Here is a 17,996-nt window from a genome sequence, read left to right as displayed (position 1 = left end):
AGCCAAGGGAGAACCACCCCATGCGCAGGATCACCCACGCCCTGGCCGCCCTCGGCCTCGCCACCGCCGCCCTGACCGCGATGGGCACCGGCAGTGCCGGCGCCGCGGACGGCTCCTGGGCGGGCTGCCCGTCCGGGGCGGTCTGCATCTACCCGCAGAACCAGAACCCGGCCGTCTCCCCCACCGACGTCTACTACAGCTACGGCGCGCACAACCTGAGCAACCAGTTCGGCAACCACTGGGTGCTGAACAACCAGACCGGCGGGGCACACGCGCACCTGTGCCGCGGTTCGGGCGGCACGAACTGCGTCTACGACATCCCGGCGCAGAACGGGGTGTACTACGACCTGGGGCCGATCAACTCGATCACGCTCGACCGCCCCTGACGCATCGTCACGGATCGTCACCGGGTTTCCGGTTCCGGCAGTGCCCGCCGCACGGGGGAGCGGCGGGCACTGCCCGTGCCCACGTCACCCGCACCGGCGGCACCCACGCCGGTGCACTGCCCGCCGGCCCGTCCGAAGCCGCGGATACCCTGCAGGACCAGGGATGGCGGTGTGCCGTCGTCGCGGACACGGGGACAGGACGGGACGGACGCCGGTGGACCTGCACACGCTCGGCCAGTTCCTCGTCGTGGCACGGCTGGAGCACCTGAGCCGCGCGGCCGAGGAACTGCGCGTCGCCCAGCCGTCGTTGAGCCGCAGCATCGCCCGCCTGGAGGCCGAGCTGGGCACCCCGCTGTTCGACCGGGGCGGGCGGCTGCGCCTCAACGAGGCCGGGCGGATCTTCCGCGGCCACGTCGAGCGCTCGCTCGGCGAACTGGCCGCCGGACGGCGGGCGGTGGCCGAGGCCGCCGGGCAGGGCTTCGGCACGGTCCGGCTGGCCTCGGAGACCTTCCTGGCCTTCAGCGGGCCGCTGGCCGCGTTCAAGCGGGCCCACCCCGGGGTGGAGATCGAACTGCACCAGCTGTCCGCCGAGGAGGCCGCCCGCCGGCTGCGGGCCCAGGACGTCGACCTCGCCGTCGTCTCCCAGCCGATCGCCGCCGACGGGCTGGAGACCGTCCCGCTGCTCGACGAGGCGGTCGGGCTGGCCGTCGCCCCCGGCCATCCGCTGGCCGCCCGCACCGCGGTCGGCATCGACGAGCTCGCCGGCCACCCGTTCATCGCCGCCCGCCCCGGGCACTGGCAACGGCGCCTGCTGGAGCGGCTGTTCGCCGGGCGCGGCCTGGTGCCCAGGATCGTCTGCGAGGTCGACGAGGTCGGCGCGATCGCCGAACTGATCAGCGCGGACCTGGGCATCGGCCTGGTGCCCGCCGTCGGCCGCCGCACCGCCACCCGCCTGCCGCTGGCCTGGGTCGCCGTCGACGCCGTCGACTGCCGCCGCACCCTCACCCTCGCCTGGGGCGCGGGCACCCGCCTGCCCGCCGCCGTCCGCCTGCTGCGCGACGCCGTCGCCGGCTGGGACTGGGCGGGCGACGGCGCGGCGGCCCCGGGGGCCGGGCCGGCCTGACGGCGCGGGCAGGCGCCGGAGCCCGGTGTCGCCCGCCTGCTGCGCGACACCGTCAGCGCGTGGGACCGGACGGACGGCGGACGGAGCTGAGGCGCCGGACACCCCGGGACGGTGCGGGTACGAGCGATCAGGCTCACAATAAGAGGAGAGACCTCACCAAGAGTGACGCAGAGTTAACACGGTCGGTGCGGTTCGCCGTCCCGGGTCCCGTGTCCTCGTGAGATCGGCGTGCCGCAGGACTGCTGACAGGTCGGCGGCGCGGCGCGGTCACGGCCCCCGGGTGCGTACACCGCTTGCGCGGCCGTGGGGCCGTCGCCGCGGTGGCGACGGAGCGGGACACGGAGCGGGAACCGCGCCACAGGACCGCACCGGGAGGACCCGAGGCTGACATGACCGGCAAGAACTCCGAACCCGGTGGACCCGGCGGCATCGGCGACCGCCCACAGGACGACTTCGTCGCACGGAACCTCCCCGACCCGTCCGAACGACCGCCCAGGACGCTGACGCTCAGTGGCCTGCTGGGCGACAGCGACCGCCCCGGATTCCGCCGCCTGTACTTCACCAAGCAGCTCGACTACTACGCCGAGTTCGCCTCCGCCGACGTCCTGTCGGCCGAGGACGTCGCCAGCGACCGGCCACCCTTCGTCGGCCTCGACGCAACGGAAGTCACCCTGCGTCGCGACGCCACCGTCCACTTCACCCGCGTGGAAACCGCCACCCCCGTGGACCAGTTCGACCTCGACCTCCGCCTCGGACGGCCCCGCGGCACCGGGACGGCGGCGACGACGCAACCCGCCGCCCCGCAGACCTGGGAGGCCGAGTGTGCCGGGCCGACGTGGGGCGGCTGCCCGACCGACTTCGCCTGCGGCACCGACGTCGACTGCCCGACGGGCTTCACGGTCTGCAAGCCGCACACGTGCGGGATCACCGAGCAGGGGGCGTGCGCCACCCACCCGGGCTCCACCTGCCAGACGTGCGTGACCTGCGGCGGGGCCACCTGCCACACCTGCCACGATGCCACCTGCGTCACCTGCGCCACATGCGCCACGTGCGTCACCTGTGCCAACGCCGTCTGCCATCTGCCCGAGACCCGCGACACCTGCAACCCGCACGTGTTCACCTGCGGACCGAACCCGAGGTGCAGGGCCTGACGGCCTCCGGCACACCACCGGCGGCAGAGCAGGAACCTCACCAGTAGCACCCGAGGTCGACATGACCGGCAAGAACTCCGAACCCGGTGGACCCGGCGGCATCGGCGACCGCCCACAGGACGACTTCGTCGCACGGAACCTCCCCGACCCGTCCGAACGACCGCCCAGGACGCTGACGCTCAGTGGCCTGCTGGGCGACAGCGACCGCCCCGGATTCCGCCGCCTGTACTTCACCAAGCAGCTCGACTACTACGCCGAGTTCGCCTCCGCCGACGTCCTGTCGGCCGAGGACGTCGCCAGCGACCGGCCACCGTTCGTCGGCCTCGACGCAACGGAAGTCACCCTGCGTCGCGACGCCACCGTCCACTTCACCCGCGTGGAAACCGCCACCCCCGTGGACCAGTTCGACCTCGACCTGCGACTGGCGCAGCCGCGCCGGCCGGGTTCGCCCCTGGGACCGGCCACCCTGCCGGGGCCGACCTTCGACTTCTGTCGCACCGAATTCGGCTGTCCGACGGAATTCAACACCGGCTGCAAGCCGCACACCTGCCAGTGCACAGACGCGGGGTGCGCGACCTTCGACGCCACGTGCCGCTGCACCGCGGGCCCGGTGTGCGGCACCGCCGACACCTTCCGCTGCACCGCCGGCCCGGTCGGAGGCGCCTTCGCCACCATCCGCTGCACCGAAGGGCCGCCGGCATGCGTGACCGCCTACAACACGTGCCTCTGCACCTCGGGCCCGGTGTGCGGCACCCTCCTCATGCTCACCGAGTTCGCCGGCGACGCGCCCGGGTTCGAAACGGGCGCTCCCTGCCGCACCGAGTTCGCCCACACGTGCCAGACCTGCCCCGGTGACACCTGCCGCACCTGTGACGACGCCACCTGCAACACCTGCCACGGCCCCACCTGCAACCCGCACGTGTTCACCTGCGGACCGAACCCGCAGTGCAGAGCCTGAGGATCCGGCACACCGTCGAGACGGAGCAGGAACCGCTCCGGCTGCACCCCGGAGGTTGACATGGCCGACAAGAGCTCCGGATCCGGTGGGCCCGGCGGTACCGGCGACCGCCCACAGGACGACCTCGTGGCGAGGAACCCGTCCGACCCGTCCGGACGCTCGCCCAGGACGCCGACGCTCAGCGGCCTGCTCGACGACGACTGCTTCACCCACCGTGGACACAGCGTGTGCAGGACCGGCGTATGCAACGGATGACGACACCCCGCACGACGACAGCAGCAACGACGACGGCAGCCACGGGCAACGGCGGCTGGGCGCCGCGGCTGGAGCCGGCGGCCGGGGCGCGTGCGCTCGAAGCCGCCCGGCTGATCGCCGACCGGGCCACCAGCCCCCCGCAGGTGCGGGCGGCGCTCGAACTCGCCGCCCGACAGACGTCGTTCCCCGGATCGGTGCGCTGGGACCCCGTGTCACTGGCGCAGGGTGACACCGGCCAGGCGCTGCTCTGCGCCCAGCTGCACCGCTGCTTTCCCGCCGAGGGCTGGGACCGCACCGGGCACGCGCACCTCGCACGCGCGGTGGCCGCGCTGGAGCGGCGCGGCGACGCCCCGCCGAGCGTGTTCGGCGGGCTGAGCGGTGTCGCGTTCTGCGCGGCGGTGCTGGGCGACGGCCTCGGCTACCGGCGCCTGCGACAGGTGCTCGACGACCGGATCGCGACGGTGAGCCTGTCCGCGGCGGCGGCCGTGCGCGGACGCAGCGGCGTGCCGGTGTCGGCCTTCGACCTCATCTCCGGCCTCAGCGGCATCGCCACCCACCTGCTGCCCGCCGGTGCGAACCGGCCCGCGCACCCGGCGCTCCCGCAGGTGCTGGGCGCGCTCGCCGACCTCGCCCGTCCCGGCGGGCGGCCGCCCGCCTGGTACACCCCGGTGACGCTGCTCCACGACGAGGAGCAGGCCCGCGCCTATCCGTTCGGCAACCTCAACTGCGGTCTGGCGCACGGTGTCCCGGGCCCGCTGGCGGTGATGGCCCTGGCCGTCGCCGGCGGGGTCGGGGTCGAGGGCCTCGAACCGGCGGTCCGCGAGCTGGCCCGGTGGCTGCCGGCGCACCGGGTGGACGACGCGGCCGGGCCGAACTGGCCCGCCGTCGTCCCGCTGGTCGACGGCGGCCTCGGCCTGCGCGAGGGCCGCGCGGACCGCGCCACCCGCAGCGCGTGGTGCTACGGCAGCCCGGGGATCGCCAGGGCGCTGTGGCTGGCGGGCAGCGCGCTCGGCGACGACGGCCTGTGCGGCGCGGCGGTCCGGGCGATGGAGGCCGTCTACCGCCGGCCCGTCCCCGAGCGCGGCATCGACTCCCCGACCTTCTGCCACGGCGTCGCCGGGCTCCTCCAGGTGACGCTCCGCTTCGCCGACGACACCGGGCTGCCCGTGTTCACCGAGGCGGCCGCCGATCTCACCGAGCAGATCCTGGCGCACGTCGACCCGGCGCGGCCGATGGGGATCGCGACGGTGGAGCCGGCGGGCAACCTCGTCGACCAGCCCGGCCTCCTCGACGGGGCGGCCGGGGTCGCCCTCGTCCTGCTCGCGGCCGCGACGGACCGGGAGCCGGTGTGGGACCGCGCCGTGGCGCTGTCATGACGGCGCGGGGCCACGAGGCCGACGCCCGCCCCCGCGCGGCGGACCCGCCCCCGCACCCGGACCCGCACCCGGACCCGCGGCCGGAGGCGCCCGCGGCCGCGGACTCCGCCACCACCACCGACGCGGGCCGGCCGCGCCGCCGCGCCGGGCGCACGCCCGCCGCCGCCCGCGGCCGCGCCCCGCTCTACGAGCCGGCTCCCTGGCTGATCGTGCGCACCCCCCTGCTGCCGGCCCGCGGACCGGGCGCCGCCACCGCGGCGAACCCCCGCGACGCGCTCGCCGACCCGCGCGTGCTGCGGGCGCTGGCCGTCGCCAGCCCCGATCTGCTCGAAGCCCTGCAACGCCCCGGGGCGAGCGCGCGCGACGCCGCCCGGGCCGAGCTGAAACTGGCCCGCTACCTGATCCGGATGAGCACCCGGCCCACCCCGTACGGAGCGTTCGCCGCCGTGTCCCTCGCGACCTGGGGCGAACGCACCACGCTCTCCGTGCGCAACGACGCCGACCGCATCCGCACCCGCCCCGACATGGGCTGGCTGACCGAACTGTGCCTCGCCCTGGAGGGCGACCCCGCCGCCCGCGCCGAGAGCCGGTGGACGACCGGCGCCCACGCCGTCGAGCGGCACGGCCGGCTCGCCCTGGCCGACGGCGACCCCGCGCGCAGCACCGGCTCGGTGCGCCTGACCGCCGCCGTCCGCGAGGCGCTGCGCGCCGCCCGCGGCCCCGTCCCGTACGAGGCGCTGCGCCGGCACCTGCTGGACCGCACGAACGGCAGCCCCGAGCAGGTCGACCGGCTGCTCACCGAGCTGTGGCGCCAGCGCTTCCTGGTCACCGACCTGCGGGCCGTCCTCACCACCGCCGACCCGGCCGACGAGCTGCGCCGCCGCCTCGCCGGCCGCCCCGCCTGCGCCGGCACGGCCGGTCGACTCGCCGGCCTGCTCGCCGAGATGGCCGACCTCGACGGCGCCCCGGCGGACGAGGCGCCGAAGCGGGTCGGCGGCATCGCCCGGCACGCCGGGGCCGTCCACCCCGGCCACGGGCCGGTGTTCCAGACCGACATGGCGCGGCCCCTGGCCGGCGACCGGCTCACCGCCCGGGTCGGCGAGGCCTGCGCCCAGGCGGCCGAGCTGCTTCTCCGGCTGTCGCCGCAGCCGCTCGGCTGCGCCGAACTGTCGGCCCACCGCGGCGCGTTCACCCAGCGCTACGGTCACGACCGGGAGGTGCCCCTGCTGGAGCTGCTGGACGAGCACACCGGGATCGGCCCGCTCCCGCACGCGCACGGCGCCGGTCAGGCACTGCCGCCCGACGTGGCCGCCCGGCGCGCGGCCACGCTGACCGACCTCGCCCTCGGCGCCCTGCGGGACGGGCGGCGCGCCGTCGAACTGACCGACGCCCTGCTGGCCGACCTCGGGACCCGGGACCCCGCGGCCTCACCCGCGCCGCTCTCCCTCGAACTGTCCGCCTTCGTCGCCTCCGCCTCCCCCGAGGCCGTGGACCGTGGGGACTTCCTCCTGGTCGTCGGGCCCAACCTGGGCGCCAGCAGCGCCGGCCGCTCGCTCGGACGGTTCGCCGACCTCCTCGCGCCGCAGGGCCCGGCGGCACTGCGCGCCTTGGGCGAGGCCGAGTCCCGGGCCTGCTCCGACACCGCCCTGCCCGCCGAGGTCGTCTACCTCCCGGCGAACCACCGGATGGCGAACGTCGTGGTGCGCCCCGCCGTCCACGGGCACGAGATCGTTCTCGACGTGCCCGCCGGAGTGCCCGCCGAGCGGGTCGTCCCGCTCGACGACATCCTGGTCGGCATCCTGCACGACCGCTACCGGCTGCGGTCACGGCGGCTCGACACCGTGCTGCGCCCGACCGCACGCCACATGCTCAACACCCATCAGGCGCCCGCCGTCTGCCGTTTCCTCGACGAGGTCGCCCGGGACGGCTCACCCGAGTTCGCGGCCTTCGACTGGGGCCCGGCGGCCGGCTTCCCGTTCCTACCCAGAGTGCAGTACGGCCGGATCGTGCTCGCCCCCGCCCGGTGGCTGCTGCGCCCGGCCACCGACGACGGCACCGGCGACGGCGGGAACGGCGACGGCGGGAACGGCGGCGGAAGCGGCGACGGCGGGGGCCGGCCGGCCGACGCCGAGGCCTTCGCCGCCCACGTGGCCGCCTGGCGCGCGCGGTGGTCGGTCCCGGCGCACCTCTACCTGACCATGGCCGACAACCGGCTGCTGCTCGACTTCGACGACCCCGGCCAGGTGGAGCAGCTGCGCGCCGAGGCCCGCAGCGGCCGGTCCGGGCCGCTCGTGCTCCAGGAGGCGCTGCCCGACGCCGCCGACGCCTGGGTGCCGGGCACGGACGGCGTCTTCGTGAGCGAGTTCGTGGCACCGCTCGTCCTCCGCCCGCAGCCGGCGCCCCCGCCGGCGCCCGCAGCGCTGGCCGCACCGCGGGCCACACCGCTGACCGCACCGCGGGCCGGCCCCGCGCCGGCGGTCGCGCACGGCAACGGCCGCCCCGTCCCGGTCCGGGACCGGCTCCGCCTGCCGGGCAGCGACTGGCTGTTCGCCAAGTTCTACTGCGACCGCGACCAGGAGGACGGCCTGCTGGCAGGCCCCCTCGGGCGCCTGTGCGAGATGGCCGAGGTCTCCGGGCTCGCGCGCCAGTGGTTCTTCATCCGGTACGCGGACCCCGACCCGCACCTGCGCCTGCGCTGGCAGGGCGGCCAGGAGGCCCTGACCCGGCACCTGCTCCCGGAGGTCGCCCGGCTCGCCGCCGAGCTCACCGAGCAGGGCCTGGTCTCCCGGCTGGTGATCGACACCTACGAGCGCGAACTGGAGCGGTACGGCGGTTCGGAGGGGACCGATGTCAGCGAGCAGGTCTTCTGCGCCGACAGCCGGGCCGTCCTGCGGCTGCTCGCCGAGTCCGGGCCGGATCCGGGGCACACCCCGGCCACCCCGGCCTCCCCGGCCACCCCGGCCTCCCCGTTCGACGGCGACCTCACCGAGCTGGCCGCCGTGAGCACCGACGACCTGCTCGCCGGGCTCGGCCTCGGCGCCGAGGAGCGCCTGCTCTGGTACACCGACCAGGCCCGGCAGTTCCACGGCTCCGCCCGCCGCCAGGCCGGCGAGGACTACCGCGTGCGGCAGCGACGCCTGCGCGCCCTGCTCGGCACCCCGCAGGGTCCGGCCCTGCTGGGCGGCTCGGTGCGGGAGATCCTGGAACAGCGCCGCGGCGCGCTCGCCGAGGCCGTCGGCCGGCTGTCCGGCCTGGAGGCCGCCGGGTTGCTCACCACGAACCGGGACCGGCTGCTCGGCAGCTACGTCCACCTCCACTGCAACCGGCTGCTGGCCGGGCGGTACCCGGCGGAGGGGCTGCTGGTCCAGATGCTCCAGCGCACCCGCAAGGGCCTGAGCGTGGGGCCGGCACCCGCACCCGCACCCGCACCCGGCCGGAACCGCCCGTGAGGCCCCGCCGATTCGCCCGCCGGCCCCGCCGGTCCCGCTACAGCTTCGCCGCCGAGAAGGTGTCGCACTGCGCGAGGTCGCCGCTGCGGTAGCCGGTGGTGAACCAGGCCTTGCGCTGCTCGGAGGAGCCGTGCGTCCAGGCCTCCGGGTTGATCCGCCCGGTGGCCTGCTGCTGGATGCGGTCGTCGCCGACGGCCGCGGCCGCGTCCAGGCCCTGGGCGATGTCCTGGTCGGTGAGGGAGGCGATCAGCGGGCGTCCGGTGGAGGGCTGCGGGGTGGTGGTGGCGTGGTGGGCCCACACCCCGGCGTAGCAGTCGGCCTGCAGTTCCAGGCGTACCGAGGCGCTGTTCGCGCCCTGGCGGTCGTTCCCGACCTTCTGCATCGTGCCCGTGAGGGTCTGGATGTGGTGGCCGTACTCGTGGGCGACGACGTAGGACTCGGCGAAGGGGCCGCCCTTGGCGCCGAAGCGGGCGGAGAGCTCGTTGAAGAAGCCGAGGTCGACGTAGGCCTTCTTGTCGCCGGGGCAGTAGAACGGGCCGACGGCCGAGGTCGCCGGCCCGCAGGCGGTGGAGACCCGGTCGGTGAACAGCACCGTCTCGGCGTTCTTGTACGGGACGTTGGTGCGGCGCGGCAGTTCGGTGCGCCAGAACTCCTGCAGGCTGTTGGTGACCGCCACGATCCGGCAGTCCTGGCGCTTGTTGGCGTCCGCGCCGGTCTTGCAGGCCTGCTGGGCCTCGCCGGCGGTGCGCACGCCCGAGGAGGAGGAACCGGAGCCGGAGCCGCTGCCGGAGGACAGACCGAGCAGCTTCGGGTCGACGCCGAGGACGACAGCGATCAGCACGGCGATCAGGCCCACGGCCCCGCCGCCGATGGCGATCTTCCCGCCCGGGATGCCGCGCCGGTCGTCCACCTGCGAGGTGTCGAGGTCGCCCTGGTCGTCGAACTGCATGCCCTGCCTGCCCGGTTCCGTACGTGTTCCGCCCTGCTGGTGACGGTCTGTGCCGTCGGCGGCCCGCCCAGCCTACGGGCAGCGGCCCCGGGCGTGGCGCGCCGGGGCCCGGGGATGAGGGGAGCCGGGGGCCTTCAGGCCTGCACCCGCGCTGACGCGTGCGCCTGCGCTCACACCTGCGCCTGCGCCTGCGCCTGTGCGCCGACGACGCGCAGCAGCTGCAGGCGGGAGGCGGACTCGCTGCCGGGTGCGGCGGTGTGCACCAGCAGCAGCTGGTCCTCGCCGCCGGCGGCCAGCACCTCGCACTCCAGCTCCAGCTCCCCCACCACCGGGTGCCGCACCCGCTTGCGGCCGTTGCGCCGCCGGGCGACCTCGTGCCGTTCCCAGTGCGCGGTGAACTCCTCCCCGGTGGCGAGGAGTTGCTGCAGCAGTTCGGCGGCGCGCCGGTCCCCGGGGCGGGCGGAGCGGGCCGCGCGCAGGGCGGCGACGTGGGCGCGGGCCAGGTCCTCGTGGTCCTCGGGCGGGAACAGCTCCCGGCTGCGGGGTTCGGTGAACCAGCGCAGCAGCAGGTTGCGCCGCTCGGGCGCCAGGGCCGCGGTGTCGCCGAACACGGCGCCGGCCATCGGGTTCTGGGCGAGGACGTCGCCGAGGTCGGTGACGACCTGGGCGGGGGTGTCGTGCAGGCGGTCCAGGATCAGCAGCAGCCCCGGGCGTACGTGTCCGAGCGGCCCGTGCCGGCGCGGCGGCTCGTGCCCGGCGAGGCGGAACAGGTGGTCGCGCTCGTCCTCGCTCAGCCGCAGCGCCCGCGCGAGTGCCGCCAGCAGCTGCGGCGAGGGCTGCGGGCCGCGCCGCTGCTCCAGGCGCGCGTAGTAGTCCACCGACAGCCCGGCCACCTGCGCGACCTCCTCGCGCCGCAGTCCGGGCGTGCGCCGCCGGGCGCCGGGCGGCAGCCCGAGGTCGGCGGGGGTGAGCCGGGCCCGGGCCCGGGTGAGGAAGTCGGCCAGCGCCGTTCGGTCGATCATGCCCCCAGCATGGCCCGCGGGGGCGGGCCGCTGCCAGGGACCGCCGGTCCCCGGCTGCGCGCGGCTCCCCCGCCCGCGCCCGTCCCGCCGATAGCGTGACGGACGCAAACATCCCTGTGCGGAACGGTTGGTGATGGAATGTCCGATGCGGCGAAGCGGCGCATCTTCGCGATGCTGGACGCCGACGGCGACGGTGTGATCACCCGCGGCGAGTACCTCGCCCGGGTCGACCGGGCCGCCGCGGCCTTCGGGCGCGGCCCGCAGGACCCGCTGGTCGCGGCGGCCCGGGCGGCCCACCGGGAGGTGTTCGGGCGGATGGACGGCGACGGGGACGGCGGTGTCACCTTCGAGGAGTACCGCGACTGGGCCGGTCACGAGACCTTCGAGCAGACCTGCCGGCCCGCCCTGGGCTCGCTGTTCGACCTCGCCGACGGCGACGGCGACGGGCGCCTGACCCGCGAGGAGTTCACCGGGCTGCGGACGGCGAGCGGCAACCCGGCCGAGGGGGCCGACGCCGCGTTCGACGCCCTGGACCCCGACGGCGACGGCACCGTGGACCGCGCCGCCTACCTGGCGGCGATCCACGCCTTCCTCACCACCGGCTCCTCCCCCATGGCCGGCGCCTACGGCGACGTCCGCCCGGGCCTGCGGGAACCGTCCGCCCGCTGACCGGCCCGCCGGCCGGGGACCCGCCGCACGCGCGCCCCCACCGGGAAACCCGGGTGCCCCGCCGGTGGGGCCGTGCGAGCATCGGCGGGTGATCGACATCGAGGAGCCGTCCGGCGCCGACCTGATCGGCAGACGGCTGCTGAAGGTGACCGCGGCGTGGCACCACCACGGCGACGACGAGCCGTCGCTGCTGCACCTGTGGCTGCATCTGGAGGGCCTGGGCCCGGTGCTGTTCCACACGCCGTCGACCGGCCTGTCACTGCGGGCCGAGCGGCCGCACGGGCCGTACGCGATGGCGCAGTACGGCAGCGTCCGCGTGACCGATGACCCGCCCGGCGTCCCGCTGACCGGGTTCGTCGGGCAGCCGGTCCGCGCGGTGCGGGAGATCGGCTACGCCGACGGCCGGGTCGCCTTCACGGCCGGCCTCACCTTCCGGTTCCCCGGCGGGGACGTCCGACTGTTCGCCCTCGTCGACGAGTTGACCATCGCCGACGACCGGCACCCGGGCCCGGCCGGGGCCCACCTGCACGAGGGCCCGGACCTCACGCGGGCGGCCGGCGCAAGACCTGCCGGCGCATCACCGGGCGGCGCTTCACCGGGCGGCGCAAGACCTGCCGGCGCTTCACCGGGCGACGGAAAGGGCTGAGTCGATGGCCACCCACCCCGGCCGCGACTACGCGGTCGTCGCGATGTACTCCGTGGCCGAGGACGCCTGGCACCTGGAACTGGAGTTCCTCCGCGAGCAGCGCACCCTGGCGGTCGCGGTCGTCCCCGACGAGGACCCGGCCCGCGAGCCGACGGTGAGCTTCGATCCCCAGGAGCGCTGCCCGGACGTCCCGTTCGAGGTGCTGCGCTGGTTCGTGGAACAGGTCGAGGAGGAGATCCGCACCTCCCGCGCCTGGATGCGGCTGCGGCCCGGGCTGGTGGAGGTGGTCCACCGCCTGCGCCGGGAACACGCGGGCGCCGTCGAGGACGCCGACTTCCCCGGCGTCCTCGCGCGGCTGCGCGACGCCGTCGCCGCGGCGGACCTGCCCGCCGTCCTGGCGGCCGCCTTCGGGCGGGGCCCCGACGGCAGCGAGTTGAGCGGCGGGCAGGCCCTGCGGATCGTCGAGGAGGCCGCAGCGGCCCGCTGACGGCCCGGGGGCCGCAACCCTCGGGTTGCGACCCCCGGACGAGGTGAAGCTGCCCGTGATCCCCGACCCGATCGAACGCACCATCGTGATCAACGCCCCCGGGGAGCGGGTCCGGTCCGCCCGGTGGGAGCACCGTCTCGACGCGATCAGGGAGCTGTCGGAGGACGCCACCGCCCCGTGAGCCCGTCGGCGATCCCCGTCGCCGGCCGGCCAGCGGGCCCAGCCAGGGACCGCCGGTCCCTGGTTCGGGAGGTCTCTGCCGCGCCACACGGTGCGCGGGCAGGGTGGTGGGTGTCGAAGAACGGCAGTGACTTCCCTGGAGGGGACGGACGATGACGACGATCCTGGTGACGGGCGCGACCGGTTCGGTGGGCAGCCGGCTGGTGCCGCGACTGGTGCGGTGGGCCGGGGCGCAGGGCTCCTCGGTGCGGGTGCTGGTGCGCGACGAGCGGAAGGCGGCCGCCCTGGCGGGCCTCGGCGTGCAGGTGGTGACCGGCGACCTGTGCGAAGAGGCGGACCGGGCACGGGCGTTGGCGGGGGCCGACGTGGTGCTGAACGTGGCGGCGGCGCTGCGCGGGGTGCCGGACGAGGCGGCGTGGGCGGTCAACCGGGACGCGGCGGTGGCGCTGGGGCGCGAGGCCGCGAAGGCGGGGGTGGCGCGGTTCGTCCACACCAGTACGAACCTGGTGTACGGGCGGGGGCTGGGGCGCCCCGCGGTGGAGGGCGACCGCCTGGCGCCGGACCCGGCGTGGGGGGTGTACGCGGCGTCCAAGGCGCAGGCGGAGGCCGGTCTGCGCGCGCTCGGGGACGAACTGCCGCTGGTGGTAGCGCGGTTGGCGTTCGTGTACGGGGAGGGCGATCCGCACCTGGCGCAGTCGCTGCAGTGGGCGGCGTCCTGGCCCGCGCACCAGCGCCTGGCGGTGGTGCACCACGCGGACGTGGCGCAGGCGCTGTGGCGGGCGGTGACCGTGCCGGGCATCGAGGGGCGCACCTACAACGTGGGCGACGACGCGCCGCTGACGGCCTGGGACCTGCACGCGCTCAACGGCCGTACGCACCCGGGCGGTTCGCCGCAGGCGCCGTTCGACCCGTGGGAGGGGCAGGTGTCGACGGCGGCGGCGCGCCGGGAGCTGGGCTGGCGTCCGCTGTACCCGTCGGCGTGGGCGGCGGCCGAGGCCGGGGCGCTGTAGCGGACGCTCACGCGCACCCGCCGCCGCACGCGCCACCGCCGCCGCACGCGCCACCGCCCCGCACGCGCGCCGGACCCGCACCCGCACCCGGCCCTCCCCGGGGCGGGGAGGGCCGGGCAGCGGGCTCAGCCGGCGCTCGCGGGTGCGGGCGCGTAGCCGGCCGGGCGGCTGGTGAAGGTGCCGCGGCCCTGGGTGCGGCTGCGCAGGCGGCCCGCGTAGCCGAACAGTTCGGCCAGCGGCACCAGCGCGCTCACCCGGGCGGTGCCGCCGTGTCCGGCCGTGGTGGCCCGGACGTGGCCGCGGCGGGCGGCGAGGTCGCCGAGGACGGTGCCCAGCGCGTCCTCGGGCACGGTGACCGTCACCTCCGCGACCGGCTCCAGCAGGCGCATCCGCGAGGCCCGCAGCGCCGCGCGCAGGGCGAGGCGGGCGGCGGTGCGGAAGGCGAGCTCGGAGGAGTCCTTGGGGTGGGTGGCTCCGTCGGTGAGGGTGACGGCTACGCCGGTGACCGGGTGGCCGCCGAGCGGGCCCTCGGCGAGGGCGTCGCGGCAGCCCGCCTCCACGGCCTGCACGTACTCGCGCGGCACCCGCCCGCCGGTGACGGTCGAGGCGAACGCGAACTCCCCGTCGGCGTCGTCCGCGAGCGGGCGGACGTCGAGCACGAGGTGCGCGAACTGGCCTGCGCCGCCGTCCTGTTTGGCGTGCCGGTACACGAAGCCGCCGACGCCTTCGACCAGGGCCTCGCGCAGCGCGACCGTCGGCGCCCCGGTGACCGCCTCGATGCCGCTGTCGCGGCGCACCTTCTCCACCGCGACCTCCAGGTGCAGCTCGCCCAGGCCCGACAGGGTGCGCTGGCCGGTCTCCGGGTCGGTGGCCAGGCGCAGCGAGGGGTCCTCCTCGGCGAGGCGGGCCAGGGCGGCGGCGAGCTTGTCGGTGTCGGTGGCGCGGCGGGCCTCGACGGCGACGGTGACGACCGGTTCGGCGCTCACGGGTGCCTCCAGGCGGATGGGGTGGTCGGGGTCGCACAGGGTGGCGCCGACGCGGGCGGCCTTGGGGCCGATGACGGCGACGATGTCGCCGGCGCGGGCGTGGTCGGTCTCGCTGTGGCGGTCGGCCATCACCCGCAGGATGCGGGCGACGCGTTCGGTGCGGCCGGTGGTGGTGTCGAGCACGGTGGCCCCCTTGTGCAGGGTGCCGGCGTACAGGCGCAGGTAGGTCAGGCGGCCGGTGGGGGCGGCGACGACCTTGAACGCCAGGGCGGTCAGGGGCTGTTCGGGGTCGGCGGTGCGCTGCTGTCGGGTGCCGTCCTCGCCGTGGTCGGCGGCCCGTACGGGCGGGACGTCGAGCGGGGAGGGAAGGTAGGCGACGGCGGCGTCCAGCAGGGGTTCGATGCCGCGGTTGCGGTAGGCGGAGCCGCACAGCACGACCACGGCCTCGCCGGTGCGGGTGAGTTCGCGCAGGGCGGTGGCCAGGGTCGCGGCGGTGACGGTGCCGTGGGCACAGAACTCCTCCAGGGCCTCGGGGTTCAGTTCGGCGACGGCCTCCTCCAGGGCGCGGCGGCGTGCGGCGGCCTCGGCGGCCAGGCCGGCGGGCACCGGGGTCTCGGCGGCCGGGGTGCCGTCGTCGTGCCAGGTGAGGGCGCGCAGGCGCAGCAGGTCGACGACGCCGGTGAAGGACTCCTCGGTGCCGATGGGCAGTTGGACGGCGAGCGGGCGCGGGTGCAGGCGTTCGCGGATGGAGGCGACGGCGGTGTCCAGGTCGGCGCCGGCGCGGTCGAGCTTGTTGACGAAGGCGATCCTCGGCACGCCGTGGCGTTCGGCCTGGCGCCAGACGGACTCGCTCTGCGGCTCGACGCCGGCGACCGCGTCGAACACCGCCACCGCGCCGTCCAGGACGCGCAGCGAGCGTTCGACCTCGTCGGCGAAGTCGACGTGGCCGGGGGTGTCGATGAGGTTGATCCGGTGGCCGGCCCAGGCGCTGCTGACGGCGGCGGCGAAGATGGTGATGCCGCGGTCGCGTTCCTGGGGGTCGAAGTCGGTGACGGTGGTGCCGTCGTGGACCTCGCCGCGCTTGTGGGTGGTGCCGGTGAGGTAGAGGATCCGCTCGGTGACGGTGGTCTTGCCGGCGTCGACGTGGGCGAGGATGCCGAGGTTGCGGACGGCGGCGATGGTGGCTACGCCGGTGGCGGTGGTGGTGCTGGTGGTGTGGGTGCGCATGGCCCGGTTGCCTTTCGAGGCGTTTCGGTACGGGGTGGGCGCGCGATTGCCGGTGCCGGCGGGCCGTCGGACCCGGGTGGTCCCGCAGGGGCCGCAGGGGGCCGCGGGGGCGGGGACCGGCCGGGGCATGCCTGGCTGTGCCTGGCTGTGCCGGGTTCAGACGGTGGCGGCACCGTTCCGGTGCCGGCCGCGCAGCGGGCACCGGAAGGACGGGGACACCAGGATCACCTCGTACCGCGACGCGGGAGAGGGGGCGGCGGCGCACTGCTTCGGCACGGCCGCTCGCCCCCTCTCTCGTCTCGTTCGTCGGCTCGGTGGGCCGCGCGTCGGGGCGCGGCCGCGTGGCGAGTGTAGGGAAGGCCGCTCGCCCTTGGCGACGGGTTTTACGGCGGGTTCTACGGGGCCGGTGTCCCGAAGCGCAGGACCGGCTCGGACCAGCCGTCGTCGCGCACCCCGGCGTCGAGGGCGGCGCCGATGGCCCGTTCCTCGTAGCCGAAGTGGGAGTCCATGATGGCGGCCAGTCCGTCGAGTTCGCGCCCGATGGCCTCCAGGTCGGCGGGGGCGGCGGTACTCGCGGGGGCGGTGGCGGGGTCGGTGGCACTCGCGGGCTCGGGCAGGGCGGCGGCCTGTTCGGCGAGGTCGCGCACCCGGGTGAGGATGGCGGAGATGAACCCGTGGTCCTCGACGAGTTTGGCCACGGTCGGCGCCACGTCGGGCCGCTCGCGCAGGAGTTGGGCGAAGAGGCCGTCGTCCTCGCCCTGGTGGTGGTTGGTCAGGGCGGTGCAGAAGGCCAGGCAGTGGGTGAGGAGGGTGTCGTCGCCGTCCGGGCGGCGGTGCCCGAGGCCGGCGCGGACGGCGGCGAGACGGCGGCGCAAGTCCTGGTGCGCGCGGGAGAGTTCAAGGCTGAGGGCGGCCGTACGGCCGTCGGAGGGGGAGGCCACGGGGGGCGGTCCCTTTCGGTCGTGCACCTCCATGCCTGACGCAGTCCGTCACCGGCACGCGATGCCGGCGCCAGCAGATCACGTCACCCCGCGCCCGGGCAAGCACGCCCCGGCACGGGAGGCGCGGCGGAGGACTCGACGAAGGGTACGGCAGCGGGCCCGTCGGCAGGCTCGTCGGTGAGCTCGGCAGCGGGCCCGTCGGCAGGCTCGTCGGCGGGCTCCTCGTCGGCGCGGGCGCGCGGCCGCCCGAGGAGGATCCCGGCCGCCACCAGCGCCAGCCCCGCCCCCTGCCGCACCCCGAAGGGGTCCCCGTCCAGCACGGTGCCCAGCAGCACCCCGGCCAGCGGATTGAGCAGGCCGAGCAGCCCCACCGTCCCGGCCGGCAGGTGGCGCAGCCCAGTGAACCAGCAGGTGAAGGCGAGGGCGGTGGCGATCAGGGTGCTGTAGCCGAAGGCGAGCAGGGCGGGGGCGTCCATCGCCGGGGGCGCACCCTCGGCGGCGGCGGCGAGGGGCAGCAGCAGCAAGGCGCCAGCGGTCAGCTGCCAGGCGGTGGCGGCCAGCGGGTCGGCGCCCTCGCGCCAGCGGGCGGCGAGCACGTAGCCGACGGAGGAGACCAGCATCGCCCCGGTGGACGCCGCCAGTCCCGTCCAGCCGATCGCGCCGCCCCTGCCGAGCAGGGTCAGCGCGACCCCCGCGAGGCCGACCAGCGAGCCCGCCAGGTGGGCGCGGTGCGGGCGGCGGCCGGCCAGCGCCCAGGCGGTGAGCAGCATCGCCAGCGGGGAGGCGGCCATGACGGTGGCGGCGGCGCTGGTGGGCAGCAGCTGGGAGGCGAGGTAGAGCAGGACGAAGAAGAGCGCGGTGTTGAGCAGGCCGAGCAGCGCGCTGCGCCACCACCACGGCCCGTGCGGGCGGCGGCGGGCCAGGGCGAGCAGCAGCAGTCCGGCGGGCAGGGCGCGCAGTGCGGCGCCCCACAGGGGGCGGTCGGCGGGCAGGTAGGCGTGGGTCACGTAGTAGTTGGCGCCCCAGGCGAGCGGGGCGAGGGCGGTCGGCAGCACCCATCGCACATTGACTTCCATGGAAGACAATATAGCTTCCCTGGAAGCTATAGGGGTAGGGTGGATGCCGTGGAACACCCAGGACAGGACCCCGGGCAGCACGCCCGCCGCACCGGCAACGCCGAT

Annotated in this window: 16 protein-coding genes; 11 read left to right on the top strand and 5 right to left on the bottom strand. The window is 76.1% G+C overall.

The window, feature by feature from the left end:
• Positions 1 to 20: 20 nt before the first annotated feature.
• The 6 genes from ABT048_RS02250 (at position 21) to ABT048_RS02225 (ending at position 8,698) form a co-directional block, all read left to right on the top strand.
• Positions 21 to 386: a hypothetical protein gene (locus ABT048_RS02250; protein ID WP_350519395.1), complete on the top strand. Its 366-nt coding sequence runs from the start codon at positions 21 to 23 to the stop codon at positions 384 to 386.
• Positions 387 to 600: 214 nt separating this feature from the next.
• Positions 601 to 1,509 (top strand): LysR family transcriptional regulator, encoded by a 909-nt coding sequence (locus ABT048_RS02245; protein ID WP_350519394.1) that lies wholly within the window; start codon positions 601 to 603, stop codon positions 1,507 to 1,509.
• Positions 1,510 to 1,898: 389 nt separating this feature from the next.
• Positions 1,899 to 2,660 (top strand): hypothetical protein, encoded by a 762-nt coding sequence (locus tag ABT048_RS02240; RefSeq protein ID WP_350519393.1) that lies wholly within the window; start codon positions 1,899 to 1,901, stop codon positions 2,658 to 2,660.
• Positions 2,661 to 2,721: 61 nt separating this feature from the next.
• Positions 2,722 to 3,618 carry a hypothetical protein gene (locus tag ABT048_RS02235; protein ID WP_350519392.1) on the top strand — a complete coding sequence of 299 codons (897 nt, stop codon included), beginning with the start codon at positions 2,722 to 2,724 and terminating at the stop codon, positions 3,616 to 3,618.
• 251 nt (positions 3,619 to 3,869) lie between these two features.
• Positions 3,870 to 5,249: a lanthionine synthetase C family protein gene (locus ABT048_RS02230; protein WP_350519391.1), complete on the top strand. Its 1,380-nt coding sequence runs from the start codon at positions 3,870 to 3,872 to the stop codon at positions 5,247 to 5,249.
• The gene (locus ABT048_RS02225) at positions 5,246 to 8,698 is read left to right on the top strand and encodes a lantibiotic dehydratase (protein WP_350519390.1); all 3,453 of its coding nucleotides are present in this window, start codon (positions 5,246 to 5,248) and stop codon (positions 8,696 to 8,698) included. Before ABT048_RS02230 ends, ABT048_RS02225 begins: the two co-directional genes overlap by 4 nt.
• A gap of 37 nt (positions 8,699 to 8,735) precedes the next feature.
• On the opposite strand, the gene ypfJ is transcribed toward ABT048_RS02225, so the two are convergent.
• Together ypfJ and ABT048_RS02215 are read right to left on the bottom strand one after the other, a co-directional pair.
• The gene (ypfJ, locus tag ABT048_RS02220; protein WP_350519389.1) at positions 8,736 to 9,647 is read right to left on the bottom strand and encodes a KPN_02809 family neutral zinc metallopeptidase; all 912 of its coding nucleotides are present in this window, start codon (positions 9,645 to 9,647) and stop codon (positions 8,736 to 8,738) included.
• 170 nt (positions 9,648 to 9,817) lie between these two features.
• Entirely contained in the window at positions 9,818 to 10,666 is an 849-nt protein-coding gene (locus tag ABT048_RS02215; RefSeq protein WP_350519600.1) for a helix-turn-helix transcriptional regulator, read from the bottom strand.
• Positions 10,667 to 10,807: 141 nt separating this feature from the next.
• Here ABT048_RS02215 and ABT048_RS02210 point away from each other — a divergent pair, with 141 nt between their 5' ends.
• The 5 genes from ABT048_RS02210 (at position 10,808) to ABT048_RS02190 (ending at position 13,661) form a co-directional block, all read left to right on the top strand.
• Positions 10,808 to 11,338 carry an EF-hand domain-containing protein gene (locus ABT048_RS02210; RefSeq protein ID WP_350519388.1) on the top strand — a complete coding sequence of 177 codons (531 nt, stop codon included), beginning with the start codon at positions 10,808 to 10,810 and terminating at the stop codon, positions 11,336 to 11,338.
• An 88-nt stretch (positions 11,339 to 11,426) separates the two neighbouring features.
• Positions 11,427 to 11,984 (top strand): hypothetical protein, encoded by a 558-nt coding sequence (locus ABT048_RS02205; RefSeq protein ID WP_350519387.1) that lies wholly within the window; start codon positions 11,427 to 11,429, stop codon positions 11,982 to 11,984.
• Positions 11,985 to 11,988: 4 nt separating this feature from the next.
• Entirely contained in the window at positions 11,989 to 12,471 is a 483-nt protein-coding gene (locus ABT048_RS02200) for a hypothetical protein (RefSeq protein ID WP_350519386.1), read from the top strand.
• Between the two features lie 55 nt (positions 12,472 to 12,526).
• Positions 12,527 to 12,652, top strand: coding sequence for a hypothetical protein (locus ABT048_RS02195; protein ID WP_350519385.1), 126 nt, complete (start codon positions 12,527 to 12,529; stop codon positions 12,650 to 12,652).
• 151 nt (positions 12,653 to 12,803) lie between these two features.
• Positions 12,804 to 13,661, top strand: coding sequence for an NAD-dependent epimerase/dehydratase family protein (locus ABT048_RS02190; protein WP_350519384.1), 858 nt, complete (start codon positions 12,804 to 12,806; stop codon positions 13,659 to 13,661).
• 125 nt (positions 13,662 to 13,786) lie between these two features.
• On the opposite strand, the gene fusA is transcribed toward ABT048_RS02190, so the two are convergent.
• The 3 genes from fusA to ABT048_RS02175 form a co-directional block, all read right to left on the bottom strand.
• A complete protein-coding gene (fusA, locus tag ABT048_RS02185; RefSeq protein WP_350519383.1) occupies positions 13,787 to 15,874 on the bottom strand; it encodes an elongation factor G in 2,088 nt (695 codons plus the stop codon).
• A gap of 395 nt (positions 15,875 to 16,269) precedes the next feature.
• Positions 16,270 to 16,815, bottom strand: a complete 546-nt coding sequence (locus ABT048_RS02180; RefSeq protein WP_350519382.1) for a hemerythrin domain-containing protein — start codon at positions 16,813 to 16,815, stop codon at positions 16,270 to 16,272.
• A gap of 83 nt (positions 16,816 to 16,898) precedes the next feature.
• Complete coding sequence (locus tag ABT048_RS02175) at positions 16,899 to 17,891, bottom strand: DMT family transporter (RefSeq protein WP_350519381.1); 993 nt, start codon at positions 17,889 to 17,891, stop codon at positions 16,899 to 16,901.
• Positions 17,892 to 17,996 lie beyond the last annotated feature (105 nt).

This window comes from Kitasatospora sp. NPDC096140, assembly GCF_040303045.1.
Taxonomy (GTDB): Bacteria; Actinomycetota; Actinomycetes; order Streptomycetales; family Streptomycetaceae; genus Kitasatospora.
The sequence above is the reverse complement of the archived record's forward strand: the minus strand, read 5'-3'. Positions and strand labels throughout refer to the sequence as shown.

Bases quoted from the DNA above. Each gene is read 5' to 3' on its own strand.
- ABT048_RS02250 (WP_350519395.1), top strand. From the start codon at position 21: ATGCGCAGGATCACCCACGCCCTGGCCGCCCTCGGCCTCGCCACCGCC.
- ABT048_RS02240 (WP_350519393.1), top strand. From the start codon at position 1,899: ATGACCGGCAAGAACTCCGAACCCGGTGGACCCGGCGGCATCGGCGAC.
- ABT048_RS02235 (WP_350519392.1), top strand. From the start codon at position 2,722: ATGACCGGCAAGAACTCCGAACCCGGTGGACCCGGCGGCATCGGCGAC.
- ABT048_RS02230 (WP_350519391.1), top strand. From the start codon at position 3,870: ATGACGACACCCCGCACGACGACAGCAGCAACGACGACGGCAGCCACG.
- ABT048_RS02225 (WP_350519390.1), top strand. From the start codon at position 5,246: ATGACGGCGCGGGGCCACGAGGCCGACGCCCGCCCCCGCGCGGCGGAC.
- ypfJ (WP_350519389.1), bottom strand. From the start codon at position 9,647: ATGCAGTTCGACGACCAGGGCGACCTCGACACCTCGCAGGTGGACGAC.
- ABT048_RS02210 (WP_350519388.1), top strand. From the start codon at position 10,808: ATGTCCGATGCGGCGAAGCGGCGCATCTTCGCGATGCTGGACGCCGAC.
- ABT048_RS02200 (WP_350519386.1), top strand. From the start codon at position 11,989: ATGGCCACCCACCCCGGCCGCGACTACGCGGTCGTCGCGATGTACTCC.
- ABT048_RS02190 (WP_350519384.1), top strand. From the start codon at position 12,804: ATGACGACGATCCTGGTGACGGGCGCGACCGGTTCGGTGGGCAGCCGG.
- fusA (WP_350519383.1), bottom strand. From the start codon at position 15,874: ATGCGCACCCACACCACCAGCACCACCACCGCCACCGGCGTAGCCACC.
- ABT048_RS02175 (WP_350519381.1), bottom strand. From the start codon at position 17,891: ATGGAAGTCAATGTGCGATGGGTGCTGCCGACCGCCCTCGCCCCGCTC.